General features: G+C 43.7%; 12 protein-coding genes. 3 read left to right on the forward strand and 9 right to left on the reverse strand.

Annotation, left to right across the window (positions count from 1 at the left end):
* Window positions 1-47 precede the first annotated feature (47 nt).
* Window positions 48-1,307, forward strand: a complete 1,260-nt coding sequence (gene glyA / locus RTJ53_RS09105; protein WP_312276685.1) for a serine hydroxymethyltransferase — start codon at window positions 48-50, stop codon at window positions 1,305-1,307.
* Window positions 1,308-1,442: 135 nt separating this feature from the next.
* Here glyA and RTJ53_RS09110 read toward each other — a convergent pair whose 3' ends face one another.
* The 6 genes from RTJ53_RS09110 to RTJ53_RS09135 form a co-directional block, all read right to left on the reverse strand.
* On the reverse strand, window positions 1,443-2,372 hold the full coding sequence (locus tag RTJ53_RS09110; RefSeq protein WP_312276686.1) for a response regulator: 930 nt from the start codon (window positions 2,370-2,372) through the stop codon (window positions 1,443-1,445).
* Window positions 2,373-2,466: 94 nt separating this feature from the next.
* Window positions 2,467-4,875: a sensor histidine kinase gene (locus RTJ53_RS09115; RefSeq protein ID WP_312276687.1), complete on the reverse strand. Its 2,409-nt coding sequence runs from the start codon at window positions 4,873-4,875 to the stop codon at window positions 2,467-2,469.
* A 426-nt stretch (window positions 4,876-5,301) separates the two neighbouring features.
* Window positions 5,302-5,733, reverse strand: a complete 432-nt coding sequence (locus RTJ53_RS09120; RefSeq protein WP_224053299.1) for a roadblock/LC7 domain-containing protein — start codon at window positions 5,731-5,733, stop codon at window positions 5,302-5,304.
* Window positions 5,734-5,804: 71 nt separating this feature from the next.
* The gene (locus RTJ53_RS09125; RefSeq protein ID WP_312276688.1) at window positions 5,805-6,335 is read right to left on the reverse strand and encodes a GTP-binding protein; all 531 of its coding nucleotides are present in this window, start codon (window positions 6,333-6,335) and stop codon (window positions 5,805-5,807) included.
* Window positions 6,336-6,485: 150 nt separating this feature from the next.
* On the reverse strand, window positions 6,486-8,120 hold the full coding sequence (locus RTJ53_RS09130; RefSeq protein ID WP_312276689.1) for a hypothetical protein: 1,635 nt from the start codon (window positions 8,118-8,120) through the stop codon (window positions 6,486-6,488).
* Window positions 8,121-8,461: 341 nt separating this feature from the next.
* Complete coding sequence (locus RTJ53_RS09135; protein WP_312276690.1) at window positions 8,462-9,166, reverse strand: DUF4230 domain-containing protein; 705 nt, start codon at window positions 9,164-9,166, stop codon at window positions 8,462-8,464.
* 313 nt (window positions 9,167-9,479) lie between these two features.
* On the opposite strand from RTJ53_RS09135, the gene RTJ53_RS09140 reads away from it, so the two are divergent.
* Together RTJ53_RS09140 and RTJ53_RS09145 are read left to right on the forward strand one after the other, a co-directional pair.
* Window positions 9,480-11,252 carry a proline--tRNA ligase gene (locus RTJ53_RS09140; protein WP_312276691.1) on the forward strand — a complete coding sequence of 591 codons (1,773 nt, stop codon included), beginning with the start codon at window positions 9,480-9,482 and terminating at the stop codon, window positions 11,250-11,252.
* Between the two features lie 151 nt (window positions 11,253-11,403).
* Window positions 11,404-13,587, forward strand: a complete 2,184-nt coding sequence (locus tag RTJ53_RS09145; RefSeq protein ID WP_312276692.1) for a carboxy terminal-processing peptidase — start codon at window positions 11,404-11,406, stop codon at window positions 13,585-13,587.
* Between the two features lie 328 nt (window positions 13,588-13,915).
* Here RTJ53_RS09145 and RTJ53_RS09150 read toward each other — a convergent pair whose 3' ends face one another.
* The 3 genes from RTJ53_RS09150 to RTJ53_RS09160 form a co-directional block, all read right to left on the reverse strand.
* Window positions 13,916-14,125, reverse strand: a complete 210-nt coding sequence (locus RTJ53_RS09150) for a CsbD family protein (RefSeq protein ID WP_036593367.1) — start codon at window positions 14,123-14,125, stop codon at window positions 13,916-13,918.
* Between the two features lie 308 nt (window positions 14,126-14,433).
* The gene (locus RTJ53_RS09155; protein ID WP_309594248.1) at window positions 14,434-14,922 is read right to left on the reverse strand and encodes an FKBP-type peptidyl-prolyl cis-trans isomerase; all 489 of its coding nucleotides are present in this window, start codon (window positions 14,920-14,922) and stop codon (window positions 14,434-14,436) included.
* Window positions 14,923-15,272: 350 nt separating this feature from the next.
* Window positions 15,273-16,421, reverse strand: a complete 1,149-nt coding sequence (locus RTJ53_RS09160) for an AI-2E family transporter (RefSeq protein ID WP_312276693.1) — start codon at window positions 16,419-16,421, stop codon at window positions 15,273-15,275.
* Window positions 16,422-16,585 lie beyond the last annotated feature (164 nt).

Consider the following 16,585-nt stretch of genomic DNA (forward strand, 5'->3'; position numbering starts at 1 on the left):
TTCGGTTTTATCCGCCCATTTTTTGACTCACTTAAAAGGAAATTGCCATGTTTAAAAATGTGACTATTCACCAGTTTGACGCTGAACTTGCCCAAGCGATGGACAATGAAGCCAAACGTCAAGAAGACCATATTGAACTGATTGCTTCAGAAAACTACTGTTCACCAGCGGTAATGGAAGCGCAAGGTAGCCAATTGACCAATAAATACGCGGAAGGTTATCCAGGCAAACGTTATTACGGTGGCTGTGAATATGTTGACGTGGTTGAGCAATTAGCGATTGACCGTGCCAAAGAATTGTTTGGCGCAGACTATGCCAACGTACAGCCACACGCGGGTAGCCAAGCCAACAGCGCGGTATTTTTAGCCTTATTAAAAGCAGGTGACACGGTACTTGGCATGAGCCTTGCTGATGGCGGTCACTTGACGCATGGCGCGCATGTAAACTTTTCTGGTATCAACTATAAAGCCGTACAATATGGCTTAAACAAAGAAACGGGCATCATCGACTATGATGAAGTAGAACGCCTAGCCAAAGAGCACCAACCCAAAATGATTATCGCGGGTTTTTCTGCTTATAGCCAAGTGGTTGATTGGCAAAAATTCCGTGACATCGCAGACAGCGTTGGCGCATACTTGATGGTCGATATGGCACACGTAGCCGGATTGGTTGCCGCAGGTGTTTATCCAAGCCCTGTGCAAATCGCTGACGTTACTACTACCACTACCCACAAAACCCTACGCGGTCCGCGTTCAGGCTTAATCTTGGCAAAAGCCAACCCAGAGATTGAGAAAAAACTCAACTCTGCGGTGTTCCCTGGCAACCAAGGCGGTCCATTGATGCACGCGATTGCAGGTAAAGCTGTGTGTTTTAAAGAAGCGTTAAGCGAAGATTTCAAAACTTACCAACAACAAGTGGTTAAAAATGCCAAAGCCATGGCAGACGTCATCATGTCACGTGGTTATGACATCGTCTCGGGCGGCACAGAAAATCACTTAATGCTGATCAGCTTAATCAAACAAGAAATCACCGGTAAAGAAGCGGATAAATGGTTGGGCGATGCGCATATCACCGTCAACAAAAACGCGGTACCAAATGACCCTAAATCACCGTTTGTAACGTCAGGGGTGCGTATTGGTACGCCCGCAGTCACTACCCGTGGATTTGGTGAAGCGGAAGTAAAAGAATTGGCTGGCTGGATTTGTGATGTGCTCGACAGCCGCGGTGATGAAAAAGTTATCGGCGAAGTGCGTGAAAAAGTCCAAGCAATTTGCGCCAAACACCCAGTGTACGAGCAAACAGCTTAATCATCGGCTATTAAAAACCGCTCAAAAAACCGCCTAAGTCGTGACTTTGGGCGGTTTTTTATGGCTAACATTCATTGAATTAGACGGCTCAAATGCGACGCTTTGACCCTCATATATTAGACACTAGATTTTAAGCTAGGCAAATCGCGGTGTGCGAATACCAAAGCGTGATAAGAATTTTTTAACTTTATTACCAAAACTGCGTGTTTCAACTTCGGTTACTGCATCAACAACGTGTCGCGCTTGTAATTTTGGTTGATTGACTAACGTTTGGTGATAATCATAAGCGCGCTGAATACTGATTTCGAGTAACGACAAATTACTGGGACGCGGCAGGTAGCGATACACTTGCCCTTTATTAATCAAGTCAATTAAGGTGTGGCTATCGTTGAGTGAGGTGAGTACCAATACCGCTAAATCAGGGAAACTTTGTTTTAATGCATAGATTACGGGTGAAATGTTCTCGCCACCCAAGGACACATCGGTGATTGCCACGCCAAAACGGTCATTTTCAAGTAATTCAATCGCTTTTTCTAATGAATTTGCCCAGTGAGTTTCAAACTGGGTGAATTTTTGCTGCATCTGTAAATATACCATCTCACTGTCATCGATAACCAACACTTTGCGTTTGGCGATGGTTGGCTGAGCGACCTGCAGATTTTCTTTGAATACATCTTTGGTTTGCATGGCGATTTGGGTAGCTTGGTTGACGATATTTTTAAGCTCATCCGTCTGCCAGGGTTTGGTGATATAGCGAAAAATCTCCCCTTCGTTGATGGAATCAATTACCGCAGTTAAGTCTGCATAGCCGGTCAATAAGATGCGGATAGTATGGGGTGATACGTCTTTGATATCTTTTAGTACTTCGACACCCAGTTTTTTTGGCATGCGTTGGTCGCTAATCACCACTTGGACCTCGTTATTTTGTACATAGCTTAGTAGCTCATCGGGCTCAGTGGTAGTAAACACATCATGGGTAGCGCGAAAATGCATTTTTAGGCTGCGTAGAATGCGGTCTTCATCATCGATAAAGGCGATTTTGGGTTTGGTTACGGTCGTTATCATGGTCATGTCACTTAGGTATGTTGACTACAATCAAGTGTGGCTCTTGTATGGCTGAGCAGATTGCCTGTCAGCCATCGGTTATCTAACATTAGCATTAACTTTCTTCTGCGATTAAAAGCTTGGGTGATTGATGGTTGCTAATGGCTGTTTTGGGCAATCTAATGGTAAATGTCGTGCCTTCGCCAAGTTGTGATTGCACATGAATATCGCCGTTATGCTGCTCCATGATTTGGGTCGAAATAGCAAGACCCAGTCCCGTACCTTCGCCTGCCGCTTTGGTGGTAAAGAATGGTTCAAAAATCTTGGCTTGGGTCTCAGCGCTCATCCCAGTACCGTTGTCCGCCACGCTGATATACATATTGGCGCCGTCTTCTGTGCTAGTAATGTTTAATGTAGGATGCTGAGTTTGCCCCATCGCTTGTGCCGCGTTATTAAATAGGTTTAGCAGCACTTGGTTAATTTGGGATGGGTTACAACTAACCGGTTCGATAGCATTTAACTCAGTTATCACCTCTAAATGCTTGATATTGTTACGGGCAATGACTAGAGAGTTTTTGATACAGTCGTTGATATCGACGGCTTTGATTTTGGCTTGGTCGATGCGAGAAAAATCACGTAAATTGACGACCAATTCTGAGATTTGGCTAACCCCAAATTTGGCGTCATCCACCAATCCATGCAAATCATCACTCACCGCATCGGCGACCAATTCATCACTGCAAGCAATGGTTTGTTCAATCGTTTGATTGATAGTTGCCGTATCAGCCGGCGACGCTTGCATCAGCTGTTTGAGCTGCTGGGTATGGTCAATCAATTCGTCATAACGTACGATATTTTCATCAATCAACTCTAAGTTACTACCCACATAGCCCAATGGCGTGTTCACTTCATGGGCAACACCTGCGACCATTTGACCGATGGTTGCCATTTTCTCTGATTGTACTAACTGCACTTGAGAGGCTTTTAAATCTTTTAATGCTTGGTGCAAGTTTTCGGTACGCTCTGCCACTTGCTGTTCTAAGCGTTCATTGACTTGTGCCAAGGCGCCTTCGTTTTCGACCACCCGATCAACCAGCTGGTTCATCGAGTCAGTAATCACGCCAATTTCTTGAATGTTTGCCGGTGGCAGTTTGTGCTCACGCAGTGATAGATATTTTTTTTGTGCAATCAACTGACCGATTTCACGGACGTTACGAGCGACTTGGTGCAGTGGTACCGCCAAAATACGGTGGAAAATATAACCACTTAATAGCAGTACCGGTAAGAAACCCAATAGCATATACCATTGCAACTGTTTACCTAGCTGATTGGCAAATAACATCAGCTCTTGATTGGGTTTGACGATGACCATTTTCCAATTGGTCATTGGCATGGCAAAAATAAACGCGGTTGAAGGGGTTTTGAGCAATAAATCGTTGTCTAAGCTGACTTGTTCGACAAAATGGGTGGCGTTGAGATTTTCGTTTTGTCCGCTTTGGGTCATTAGCATGGCTGAAATGATGCGTGCTTCTGAGGCGGAGATTTTTTGTAGATTGGTACTACTCACTAGCGTATTGGACGTAAAATCAAATTTACCGCCGTCTAGTTTTTGTGCTTGTTTGATGATGTTGTCATTGATGTTGTCTAAGCTTTTGGCAATGGGGGCAAAATCAGGGTTCTGCTTGGCAAAACTACTGACATCCATCATTTCGCCTTGCGGGTTAGTACCAGTCACTTGTTTGACTTGTGCTTCATTGGGGAAGGTCAAAAAATTGTTGTTCATGTCGACCAAAAACACATAACCGCCTGTTTTGCGCTGCCATTCTTTGACCATCGACTGCATACGCCCGAGCAGTACATCAAAACTCACCACCCCTTCAAAGCCATTGTTTTGCGCATTAAAAATCGCCTTGGCACAGGTCATGACGGGCTGTTTGGTCGCCGGGTGAATATAAGCACGGCTCCACACACAGTGGTCGTGATTGGCATACACAGCAGGCACATACCACCAATCACGGTAATAGGGCATAGCAAGCTGTGGTTGTGTTATCTGGCTATCCAACCGATTTGCGGTAAGTTTGCTTGGTGCTTGATAGCCAGGATTGATGGCTTGATAGTGGCTGGCAGACTGCATGACACCTTGCATATCCCGTTGCCAAACAAACGCGGCTTCATCGACGTTAGGTTTGTACATCAAAGGGTCATACCACACACCGCCGCCGACAATGCCTTTATCCATATTTGCCATTAAATTACCAACACTGGTGTTGATGATATCGGCATTCTTGGGCAAACTGCCAGTCATACGGCTCGCTGTCACTGCCATGCCATCAATTTGACTCACACGCGACAAAATGCCATTCACCGCCTCATTGCCAGTTTCAATGATAGTCTGAGAGGTCAGTTTGGCGACTTCAGGCTTGGCTTGCTGGTCAATAATCCAATACACCATCGCCAAAAACACCAAAAAAACCAGCAATAATACGCATAACAAGCGTGTGGTAAGGTTGGAAAAATTCATCATTGTCACTTATCTGTTGGCAAATTGATTGGCTAATTAAATGACCCGTTGCATCGCTTAGCCGCAAGTAAAAGAGCTTATAAACTCTTAAAGCCGCCGTTAACGCAAAATAAAAACGATGGTTTATCTCAATTTCCCAAATTGCGTCATCCTGTTGAGAAAATCGATTGAACCATCGTCGGTGGCGGTAGTTTAGTGACGTTATATGACAAAATGATGAATTATATCGATGGAAGGTAATGAGGCAATCTATAGCAAATTTTGACTAGCATATTTTTAAGTTATTGAACTTAAGTTGTATAAAAATTCGGATGAACTGTAGAAAATATCAAGAATTGATTGTTTGACAGGTTGGATATGAGGGATATGAAAAAAGCCGTCAATGCTATTGAGGGCTTTACAGTAGGTATGATATAAATTAACTGTATATTAATGAAACTCTTTATCGAGCTCTATCAAACGGTTAATCGCTTTATTCATACCGTGCATGATTTGACCGAGCAAGACTTGTTGTTTGGTCACCACAATTACAATCATCGGCTGGAACTGACTAGGCACCGCGCTAATCATAATTTTACCGTTTTCGGCATCTAGGATGACTGAGCGACAGCCAGTAAGCTGCGCTTCGGCGGTCAATGCCTGTACCAATGCCAAGATTGAGCTGCCAACCGCGGATAATTTGCCGCCATCATAGGTTTTTTGAAAAATTGAATTGACTTCAAAGCCATCGGTTGATGACAACAACACCCCTTCAATGCCACTCGTGGTATGAATGAGTTCGTGCAATACTTCATTAGATAGGGTAATAAATTGCTCACTGGGCTTAATGCGGCTTTCCATTTGAAACAATTGGTCATTCATATTGGTATCCAAATATTTACTAGAGTAACGGTTTTAAAATTGCTGTCGAGTTTGTCAGTCGCTGCGCTCAATCACTGCGCTGTCAATTCAAGTGATGCAATAATGGTATCAACCAGTAACAGCACATCTTCTCTTTTTCGCATATCGACTGGAAAAATAGGTAGATTCTTGTTATTGGCAGTCAACCAGTCATGATAAATGCCAAAGTCGCGCTCAGGCATTTTATCAACTTGACTGATACCCACGACGATGCGACCCGTGTAAATTTTAGTAAACGTCTGTAAATAATTTGCCAAATCTGCCACAGGGTCTTGGGCGGCATGGTCAATCAAAATAATAACCCCCATTGCCCCTTGCGACAAAATCGGCCAAATAAAGTTAAAGCGTTCCTGCCCAGGTGTGCCATATAGACCGATATTGATGCCACCTTCTAGCACCAATTCACCGTAGTCCATACCCACCGTAGTCAATGCCTTGGTATTGACATGAAGGTCGGTATTTTTTACCTCAGTCGACACCACAGGGATGTCCGATAAGCTTGCGATGGCTTGGGTTTTTCCCGCACCCATAGGTCCGCTAAAAACGATTTTGAGACGTTGCATGTAGAAAGCCTTACACTCATTGCATTAATATAAATACAATATTAAGAAAAAAGTTGCGTTAGTATCATACACGAAACCACGCTGTTAACTAAAAAAAATTAATAAATCCCTGATAGTATAATCAAGTTATCAATCATCTCAATGAAATATTTACAATCCCAAGCGTCGACGTAGACGCCCTAAAAAACCCATCATGCTGTTGTTGCCAGTTTCTTGTGTGGGCGGGGTTGAACCTTGTGACGATGTAGCACTCGCTGAGATAGGTTCAGGCTCTGTGGTACTATTATTCCAAGTGCTATTGTAGGTAGTTGAAGTACTGGGCAAGGTATTGGCTGATGATTCTGCCATAGCACGGCGGCTAAGGATTTCATCAAGTTTTGATTGAGGTTTGGTAGGCGCGGGTGGCTGATGTTGTGTTTGGGCTGACTCAGATTGATCCACAGGCGCCGTGGACGGTACCGTAGCAGATGCAGCAGGTTGTTCAACAAAAGCAGGTTGCGCACTGGGCGTAATTGGCTGCGGCTCATTCTGGGTGCTTTCAGCGAGTGTCATTTCAGCTACTGTCATTTGAGCGGGTGACATTTTTGGCAGTGATATTTCTGCTGGCGACATGGATGAAGTCACTGGCTGGCTAATCGTTTTACTATTGAGCTGAGCGATAGTTTGCTGATAGACCGAAGCAGGCAATGCACCTGCGACAAATAAGCCAATCAGTGTTTTTTTGACTTGGGGTAGCGAACATTGACTGCGTGCTACCAATTCATCAATCGTTAACGAACGGGCTTCTAGTACACATTGGATTTTAAGATGGTCATGTTGGTCGGCATCATGGATGGGTTTTACCCACCTGTCTATATGGTAGTTGATGTGCGAATCTAGCAATCCTTCAAATCTTTGACCATGTGTGCTAGCCAAGTCCCATAGCCATTGCACCAAGTTTTTAGCAGTTTTGACATCTAGCTGATTGGCAGCCACATCATCAGCAAGTGAGATAATCCAAGGCTGATTGCACGAGATGTACTCAGACACCTCCCAAACCCGTTGCTGTTTTGGATTGATATAGGTAAATAAGGTGCCAGCAGGGCTTTTGATACTCAGCACTTCATTATGGCGCTGGGCAATCTGACTAAAAATTTTGGCAAATCCGATTAAATACTCATCATTGACAGTGCCGTTAGTGGTGGTTGATGACGCCATCGACTGGCTAGATTCGGCAAGTTGATTAGGCGCATTGTGAGTATGACTAGTTGTAACAGCTGAAGCTTGCGCAGACTGTGCAACACCAGATGATGGATTGGCAACTTGAGCAGGCGGATTTGAAGCTACGCGCTGGTTGGCTATAGTGTCAGTCGCTGATTGATAAGCGTCAACGGCATCAGCGGTGAGCTTAGCGGCAGTAGATGCCTTATTGCTAACAGGTACGCCAGATAAAAACGGCAATTGTGAAAACAACCACTCGCTCAATGGCGCTAAATCTTTGAGCGGCAACACCAATAAATCCTGCGATAAATAGCCGTTTTCCGTTTCACTACGAGCGGTATAAATAGTGGCTGTATTGGGTTTGCTACTAATTAACTTTTGAACGCTTTCAGCATGACGAAAATCATGATTGACCATAAATAAATCAATTTGCTGATTGTTCGCTGATACCCATTCAAGGTCTGCTTCGAGTCTAAGCAAGATGCGTAGATAGCCTTTTAGCATCACTTGGTCGCTAGGCTTGATGCCAACCAAAGCAATCCGCATCACTTTCTTTAGACGATCTGAGGCAGACGTGACATTCATTCAGTAAACTCTCCAACAGCTAGCGAATTGATCTTTTACACAACTAAAACGCCATCAAGCATCCTTGCAATCAATTAACGTAACCCTTGGTGAAATGGATACGTTAAGTGGCTATTATTATTACAATTTTTGATGAGAGTAGCAAATAAATGTCGTCTAAAACTAGCGGACTATCTAGCGGGTTATAAAGTTGAGATTTTAGCAACATTCTAATGATTAAGGTAGGTTACATATCCATTATTTATGCCTTTCATACCAATTCTGACAGCGCACAAAAATAACATAAAACAAAAAAACGCTTTTATCCTTGGATTGGTTTTATTGATAGGCAAACAATCGGTTTAACGACAATTTTTAGCAGGGACGGTAACTTTCACAGTGACTTGTACATTTGCCAGTGCAAATAGCGATTGCACTTGCTTTTGGGCATTATCATTGGCAGTTTGTAGAATGCCAGAGCGGCAAGCGGATGTCAGCACTTGGTCTTTGCCAGCCACTTGGGCTTGGTTAAATATTTGCGGGTCGGCTTGCACCATGCCAAATACCCCTGTTTGAATATCATACACTTCAATGTTATCTAAATAACTATCCAAAATCTGCGCAGCGGGCAAGGTGATACTAACATGGCTACCATCTGGAGTCACTTGTACATCAGTGGGTTTTAGTTGATTTAAGTCAATGCCCGCGGTCACCCGTCCATGAGCGACAAACAGCCCCTTTTGTTGATCTTGCCACAGGGCGTACCAATTGCCTTGTTTTTGGCTGGTGATAACGGTATCGACATTATAGGCCACGGTTTGTAGTCGATTGAGGCTTTGAATCTTAGTGACCACCCCTTCGCGGGTTAATACCTCAACTTTTTTAGGCGTATTTGCTTGTTGCCATTGCAAAAATAGCCAACCCGCCACCGCAATCACCGCCAGTAAAAATAAACTCACCCAAAAAGAAACCGGCTTTTTGTTGCCCGATGCGGGCGGTTCTGGCAAGTTTGTAGTCGGTTTTGCCTCAGGTGATGGCGTGGAAGACGAAGTGGGGAGTTGGGTCATGTATCCATTCCTAATCGTTTATTTAATAGTGGATACTATTTTGTATGGTTATGACTTGCCATAATTTCAATGTAGGTAGTTTAAATAGCCAATGGGTAGGACCAAATTGTCATAATTATTGTCCTAATTTATAAAAATGCTAAAACCAAAAACGCTAAGCGCAAAAAAGCTAAGTCCAAAAATACGGCATCGATTTGGCAAAAATTAAAAAAACTATTGCACCACCCAGTGGCATAAAATAAGATAATCGGTTTACCAAATAGTCTATCCATTCTCGTTTTTCTTATTTCAAGCCGTACAAACAAGGTGTGCCATGCGAGCCAGTCAATTTACTTTTGCAACGTTAAAAGAAACCCCAAGTGATGCCGATATCATCTCCAGCCAATTAATGCTGCGGGCAGGGATGATTCGTAAGTCTGCGTCGGGTCTCTACACGTGGCTACCGATGGGTCTAAAAACCTTACAAAAAGTCAAAAAAATTATCCGTGAAGAGATGGATGCCATCAACTGCCAAGAGCTGCTAATGCCTGTGGTGCAATCGGCCGAGCTTTGGCAAGAATCAGGTCGTTGGGAAGACTATGGTCCTGAGCTGCTGCGATTTAAAGACCGTCACCAACGTGACTTTGTGTTAGGCCCAACGCATGAAGAAGTGATAACCGATATTGCGCGTAACTTGCTAAAAAGCTATAAACAGCTCCCTGTGAGCTACTACCAAGTACAAACCAAATTTCGTGACGAAATTCGCCCACGCTTTGGGGTGATGCGTTCACGTGAATTTATCATGAAAGATGCTTATTCATTTCATATCGACCAGCCCTCATTACAGCGCACCTATGATGATATGTACCGCGCTTATCATAATATCTTTACCCGTCTTGGGTTAGATTTTCGTGCGGTGCAAGCCGATACCGGCTCGATTGGTGGATTTGCGTCGCATGAGTTTCAAGTCCTAGCTGGCAGTGGTGAAGACGATATTGTGTTTTCAGACAGCTCAGCTTATGCGGCCAATATTGAGCTTGCTGAGGCAGTCACTGTGGGCGAACGCGCCGCCGCAAAGCAGGACAAAGCCGATGTCAGTACGCCCAATATGCCAACCTGTGAGCAAGTGGCTCAGCATTTAGGCTTGCCATTGTCACAGACGGTCAAAACTTTAATCGTCGAAGGCGCACCTACCGAAGAAGGTAAAGCCACCTTAGTCGCGTTAGTGTTACGGGGCGATCACACCCTAAATGAAATCAAAGCCGAAAAATTGGCGCAAGTCAAAGCCCCACTCACCATGGCGAGTGAAGAAGCGATGCAAGCAGCGGGGCTGCACAAAGGGTTTATCGGGGTGTTTGATTTGAATATGCCAGTGATTGTAGATCGTGCTGCTGCGGTGTTATCAGATTTTGTTAGCGGTGCCAACAAGCCAGATTTTCATACCACGGGCGTCAACTGGGAGCGTGATGCGACCATCACCGAAATTGCCGATATTCGCAACGTGGTAGAAGGCGACCCAAGCCCAGATGGACAAGGTACTTTACAAATCCGCCGCGGTATCGAAGTTGGTCATATCTTCCAATTGGGTGACAAATACGCCAAAGCGTTAAACTGTGCGGTGATGGGCGAGCAGGGCAAACCTGTCATTACTATGATGGGCTGTTATGGTATCGGCGTGACTCGTATCGTCGCTGCGGCAATTGAACAAAATCACGATGACAATGGTATCATTTGGAAAACCAGTAGCACAGGTGAGAGCCTTGCGCCATTCACTGTGGCGATTGTACCGATGATTAAAGGCAAAATGAAAGATGCTCTAGACCCAGCGAAAGGGGACAAAGCAATGCAGCTTGCCGAAGCGCTTTACACTGAGCTAAAAGCCCAAGGTGTTGATGTGCTACTTGATGACCGAGACGAGCGTGCGGGGGTAAAATTCGCCGATTTAGAGCTCGTTGGCATTCCCCATCGTATCGTTATCTCAGAGAAAAATATCAGTGAAACAGGCGAGGTGAAATACGAATATGTCAATCGCCAAGACGGTGAAAAACAATTGCTCACTGCCGCACAATTAAACCAACTGTTTAAAGACAATCAATTGATTGGCTAACACAACAACTTGCTGCTACAAACGGTGAAGTTTGATAGATGATTTGAGTCGAACATTTACACGTTTTGTATGGTGTGGAAAAACTGACAGTGCTAAGATGGGCTGTCAGTTTTTTCTGTTTATCGCTTCATTAAATAGAGTAAGGAAAGTCATGCAATACAAACAACTTACCGCCAGTGTATTTGCCCTGTTGATGGGTGGGGCGATACTGGGACAAAGTTACCAAACCGCCATTGCAGCATCGACGAGCGTCGGACAGATCAATAACGAGCAGCGGCAGGTGACTCGGCAAGTCGCAGCGTTGTTGGATCGTAGCCATTATCTAGATAAAAGAATGGATGCGGCAACGGGCAGGCAAATTTTAGGCGACTATTTTGATGCGCTTGACCCCAATCATAGCGTGTTTTTGCAGTCGGATATTGATGAATTTACCCAAAAATATGGCAATAGTTTTGCCGATTATCTCAAACGCGGTGATTTAAAAGCGGGTTTTGAAATCTATCAGCGTTTTATTGAGCGCTCAAAAGCGTATTACAGCTTTGCCGATAGCTTGTTAAAATCCCCTGTGAACTTACAGAGCAATGAAACGGTCATTATGAACCGTGAAAAATTGCCACGTTTTAAAACCGTTGCCGAGCAACGCGATTTTTGGCGCAAACAGCTGACCTACCAGCTGATTGGTATGACCATCAACCAAGATGAAGACAAAAACAAAGACAAATTTTTGCAAGAAAATGCCGATAAATACAACGCCAGTGATTTAGTCAAAAACGAAACGCGGTCACCAAGCCAAGTGCTAGACCAGCGTTTAAAGCGCCAATATGCCCAGCTACAGCGTATCGATAGCGACCAAATCGTTGAAACCCTGTTAAATGTAGCGATGGCAGCCTATGACCCGCACAGTAATTATTTTGCCCCCGTGCAAGCCAATGAGATGCAAATCCAATCGACGCTTGAATTGGTCGGTATCGGCGTCTCGATTCAGCCCGATCGCAAGAATCCTGACTACACCCGTATCATCAGCCTAGTTGATGGCGGGCCTGCCGCTCGTTCGGGTCAAATCAAACCCAATGACTTAATCATCGGCGTATCCACTGAAGATAAAGGCATGGTCGATACCGTGGGTTATTCGACACGTGAAGTGGTGAACCTCATTCGCGGTAAAAAAGGTTCATCCGTCACTGTGCGCGTCAAAGCGCCTAACACCCCAGACAGTAGCGCGCGTAATGTCACTCTCATACGTGACGTGATTCAGCAAGAAGAATCGGGCGTCACTCATCGGGTGATTAGTGTCAAAGATAAAAACGGACAAGCCAAAAAAATCGGTGTGCTAGAAATCCCAAGCTTTTATCTCAACTATAAAGCCCGCCGTGCGGGAGAAGATTATCGTAGTGTCAGTATTGACACGGAAAACGCGTTAAAAGCCTTAAACCAGCAAAATATCGATGGCTTAGTGGTAGACCTGCGTGATGACCCCGGTGGCTCACTTGATGAAGTCGCCAAAATGATTGGCTTGTTCGTCAAGTCAGGTCCGCTGGTACAAATTCGTGATAACCGCGGCAATATCCAAGTGTATGAAGACGAAGACAAAGGTAAGCAGCTATATACAGGCCCGATGAGCGTACTCATTAACCAAGGCTCGGCGTCAGCCAGCGAGATTTTTGCGGCAGCGATTCAAGATTATGGTCGCGGTCTGATTGTCGGTAGCACGACCACAGGTAAAGGCTCAGCACAAATTCAGCTTGATAACCTTGCCTTAGGGTCAGCAACCTTAACCCAGCGCAAGTTCTACCGTATCACTGGCGGCAGTACCCAAAATAAAGGCGTTGTACCCGATGTGCGCTTAGTCAATATTTATGAAGGCATGGAATTTGGTGAACGTAGCATGAAAAACCCACTGGCGTGGGATACGATTCGTGCCGCGCCGTACCAACCTGCGGGCAACTATTCCCGTGAGACCTTGCAATCGCTCAATGCCTTGTCACAGCAGCGTCAAGCAGCCAATGCCCAGTTTGCTTATCTCAGCCAACTCAACAGAATCCGTAATGAGGAAGATGATAAGAAGCCTGTCAAATTAGACATCAATGACCGCCGTACTTTCCGCAAAAATATTGAGGCAAAAATGTTGGCGGCAGAAAATGCAAGACGCCAAGCCAATGGGGAAAGCCCCTATAGCACGTGGACAGCTTACCAAGCTGCGCAAGATGCAGAGTTAGAAGTCCGTAGCCGTCTAAAACAAGCCGAACGTCCAAAGCTTCCTGAAAGTGAAGCATTTGTGATTGAAGCGGCTAATGTGATGCTTGATGCACAGACAGCAAACAACCAGCGCCCCTAATGGCAAAATGCGTGTAAGCAAAAGCTTACATACATTGACGTTTGTACGACTGTTACCGAATGGTAAATTTTGTAATAATACATTCAACGGCACAGGGATGGTTCTCAAGGATTGAGATAGGGACAGAATTGCCAATAAAGGAATGGTTTATCGTAGTATTAAGGAATGATGCTTGATAAACACGTGGAGTGAGACTTAGGATGAGTCAAGAAATTCACTACCAGTTAGTAAGGACCTTAAGGATGAGGTCAGTGATGCTAGGATAGCAGGTAAAAAAGCCATATCATCTGATATGGCTTTTTTACTTTGGAGGAGGGGTTAATCTATTCTAGAAACGATAGTTGTGACGGGTTGACCAGTCATCGATTTCTTTTTCTACCACATCTTCGGCGCGACCATAACGCTCTTGGATTTTACCTGATAGTTTTTGGCGATTACCTTCCAATTGGGTAATTTCATCATCAGTTAAGTCACCCCAAGTTTCTTTTACAGCGCCTTTAACTTGTTCCCATTGACCTTTAATTGTATTCTCGTTCATGAGTAGTATCCTTTTTTGTAATTAGTTTAATGTTATATAAATAACTAAAAATATATACCCAATCATGCGTCTTTATTATTGCTTGGATTGTTTGTTGGGTATAAAACTATTATGCCAAAATCTAGCGCACAGTGTGTAGTATAAACTGTAGCAAAGCATCAAAAAACGTAACTAAATCAATGATTTTGTAAATAACATCAAGCGTTTCTTACACCCCGTAAAATTATTTCATAGGGTAAAATTTTACACAAAAAAAGAAGGCTATAATCATAGCCTTCAATTTAATCTTTCTAAGCTTTAATGATAACTTAGTGGTGATGACCGCCTGCACCGTGTACGTGACCGTGTTGTAACTCTTCATCTGATGCGTCACGAATGTTTGCTACTTCTACATCAAAATGAAGTTTTTTGCCTGCTAAGGGATGGTTAGCATCAACAATCACTTTGTCATCTTGTACGTCTTTCACAGTGACTAACATCACATGACCGTCTTCAGTTTGCGATTGAAACTGCATACCTGGTTGGATATCTTCGACACCCTGGAAGTTTTCGCGCGGGACTTCTTGTACTGCTGCATCATCAAATTCGCCATAAGCATCTGCAGGTTCAATGCTTGCAGTAAATTTATCACCCACTGATTTGCCCGCTAATTGTGACTCAAGACCTGGAATAATGTTTTGGTAGCCATGTAAATACGCTAAAGGTTGACCTTCTGGTGATTGGTCAATGACGTTACCTTCGTCGTCTTTTAAGGTGTAATGAAAATGTACAACGTTGTTATTATTGATAGTAGACATCGCTAAAATTCCTTATGAATCAATAAATGGATTGGCAAATCGCTTTTTTGGAACAATAAATTAAAAATTTTTAGAAATTAAAAATTGCTAGGATTTTTCACTACAATATCCGTGAAAATCTTTCAATTTTTGGTTAAACCTCAAAATACGCCAAAAAATATTAATGTAAATTGTAACATCAATCATTAAAATTTTGGCAGTTGATAGACTTTAAAACACATTTTTAATTATTCAACCACAGAACAGTGTAACAATAAAGCCGTGTTCTGTTATTAATGGCGATAAGATTTAAAAATTCAATTTATTGGGCAAAATATTTGTGAATGGGCTATCTAACACTAAGGGAAGTTTTATATAACCCAGCCTCTATCTGCCAAAATGCGTTTGATTTGGGCATAAATCACTGGCGCACTGATGAGTCCCGCCAACCCAAACGTGGCTTCAAGAACCAAAATAAATAACAACAACTCCCAAGCAGACGCTCGGATTTTGTGACCAATGATTTGCGCATTTAAAAAGTATTCAAGTTTATGAATGCTCACCAACCACACCAGCGATAAAATGCTGATGCCAAGCCCGTGAGTCAGGCTAAGCAAGACGATGACAATGTTTGAGACCAAATTACCAACGACAGGGAACAGCCCTGCGCAAAAGGTGATAAGCACAACGGTCCAAGCCATCGGTAGCGGATGGCCAAGTATAGGTAATATGCCTAGCAAAAACACCGAAGTTAAGATGGTATTGATACTAGAGATTTTGACTTGCGCAAAAAACACATCATTAAACCCCATGATAAGTTCATCAAATTTTTGGCGCAAATGCTGGGTAAATGGGGTTTTATGCGCTGCGCTATTCACAGGTACTTGCAACGCGACAATACAACCAATCACCACACCCGCTAGCACATAACCAAGCCCGCGCAACGTATGAATACCCACTAACTGTAGTTGTGGCGCATGACTTTTGATAGTACTCATGAGCATAGCTTGAAATGAACTAACTGAAATAGGTAGATGCTGAGAAATACTTGCGGGTAGTAGGGTATGAAGCTGGTCAAATATGTCCAATATCTGTCGGATAAGCTTATTGAAGACATCAACACTGGCTTTATCAGCAATCCAATCGCCAAATACATACACAGTAAGTGAAATCAAAGTCGCCAAAATGGCAATAGCAAACCATTCTGCGACTTTACCCATACGCTGCTGACGCGAGGCGCTATGCATATAGGCAATGACATGCCGATGAATCCAGCCGGCAATGCCGCGAATCAGTGCATAAGTAATTAAGGTGGCAAAAAGCACTAAAGTCAGGTGGAGCAATAGCACAGGCAGCCAGACAACAATCACACTGCTAATCGCTAACAAAAAACTTTTCATATCTGACCACTGTAGTCGATCGTTGGTCAAAAAAGGATCGCCCAAATGAGCACTGGTCGAAGCGTTGTTTTTATTATTGAGTGGGGGTTCAGGATTGTTGCCAAGTGGTTCAGCGGTCATAAATAACATCTTAACAAGATAAAAAAAGATGAGATAAAACTAACACAATTTTAGTGATTAAAGTATTAGATTTATGACAAAATTATGTCAAAATCACCCGCGCGATGCGCAATAATCACCGGTGAAAATCGCAATCAAACGTAAAATCGGCTACAATATGCCAT

Source organism: Moraxella sp. CTOTU46711 (genome assembly GCF_031975715.1).
Classification (GTDB): Bacteria; Pseudomonadota; Gammaproteobacteria; order Pseudomonadales; family Moraxellaceae; genus Faucicola.

What these genes read in the sequence shown, in the direction of transcription:
- RTJ53_RS09120 (WP_224053299.1), bottom strand. Translation starts at nt 5,733, where the DNA reads ATGAATGACCAATTGTTTCAAATGGAAAGCCGCATTAAGCCCAGTGAG.
- glyA (WP_312276685.1), top strand. Translation starts at nt 48, where the DNA reads ATGTTTAAAAATGTGACTATTCACCAGTTTGACGCTGAACTTGCCCAA.
- RTJ53_RS09160 (WP_312276693.1), bottom strand. Translation starts at nt 16,421, where the DNA reads ATGACCGCTGAACCACTTGGCAACAATCCTGAACCCCCACTCAATAAT.
- RTJ53_RS09110 (WP_312276686.1), bottom strand. Translation starts at nt 2,372, where the DNA reads ATGATAACGACCGTAACCAAACCCAAAATCGCCTTTATCGATGATGAA.
- RTJ53_RS09135 (WP_312276690.1), bottom strand. Translation starts at nt 9,166, where the DNA reads ATGACCCAACTCCCCACTTCGTCTTCCACGCCATCACCTGAGGCAAAA.
- RTJ53_RS09130 (WP_312276689.1), bottom strand. Translation starts at nt 8,120, where the DNA reads ATGAATGTCACGTCTGCCTCAGATCGTCTAAAGAAAGTGATGCGGATT.
- RTJ53_RS09125 (WP_312276688.1), bottom strand. Translation starts at nt 6,335, where the DNA reads ATGCAACGTCTCAAAATCGTTTTTAGCGGACCTATGGGTGCGGGAAAA.
- RTJ53_RS09150 (WP_036593367.1), bottom strand. Translation starts at nt 14,125, where the DNA reads ATGAACGAGAATACAATTAAAGGTCAATGGGAACAAGTTAAAGGCGCT.
- RTJ53_RS09140 (WP_312276691.1), top strand. Translation starts at nt 9,480, where the DNA reads ATGCGAGCCAGTCAATTTACTTTTGCAACGTTAAAAGAAACCCCAAGT.
- RTJ53_RS09155 (WP_309594248.1), bottom strand. Translation starts at nt 14,922, where the DNA reads ATGTCTACTATCAATAATAACAACGTTGTACATTTTCATTACACCTTA.
- RTJ53_RS09115 (WP_312276687.1), bottom strand. Translation starts at nt 4,875, where the DNA reads ATGATGAATTTTTCCAACCTTACCACACGCTTGTTATGCGTATTATTG.
- RTJ53_RS09145 (WP_312276692.1), top strand. Translation starts at nt 11,404, where the DNA reads ATGCAATACAAACAACTTACCGCCAGTGTATTTGCCCTGTTGATGGGT.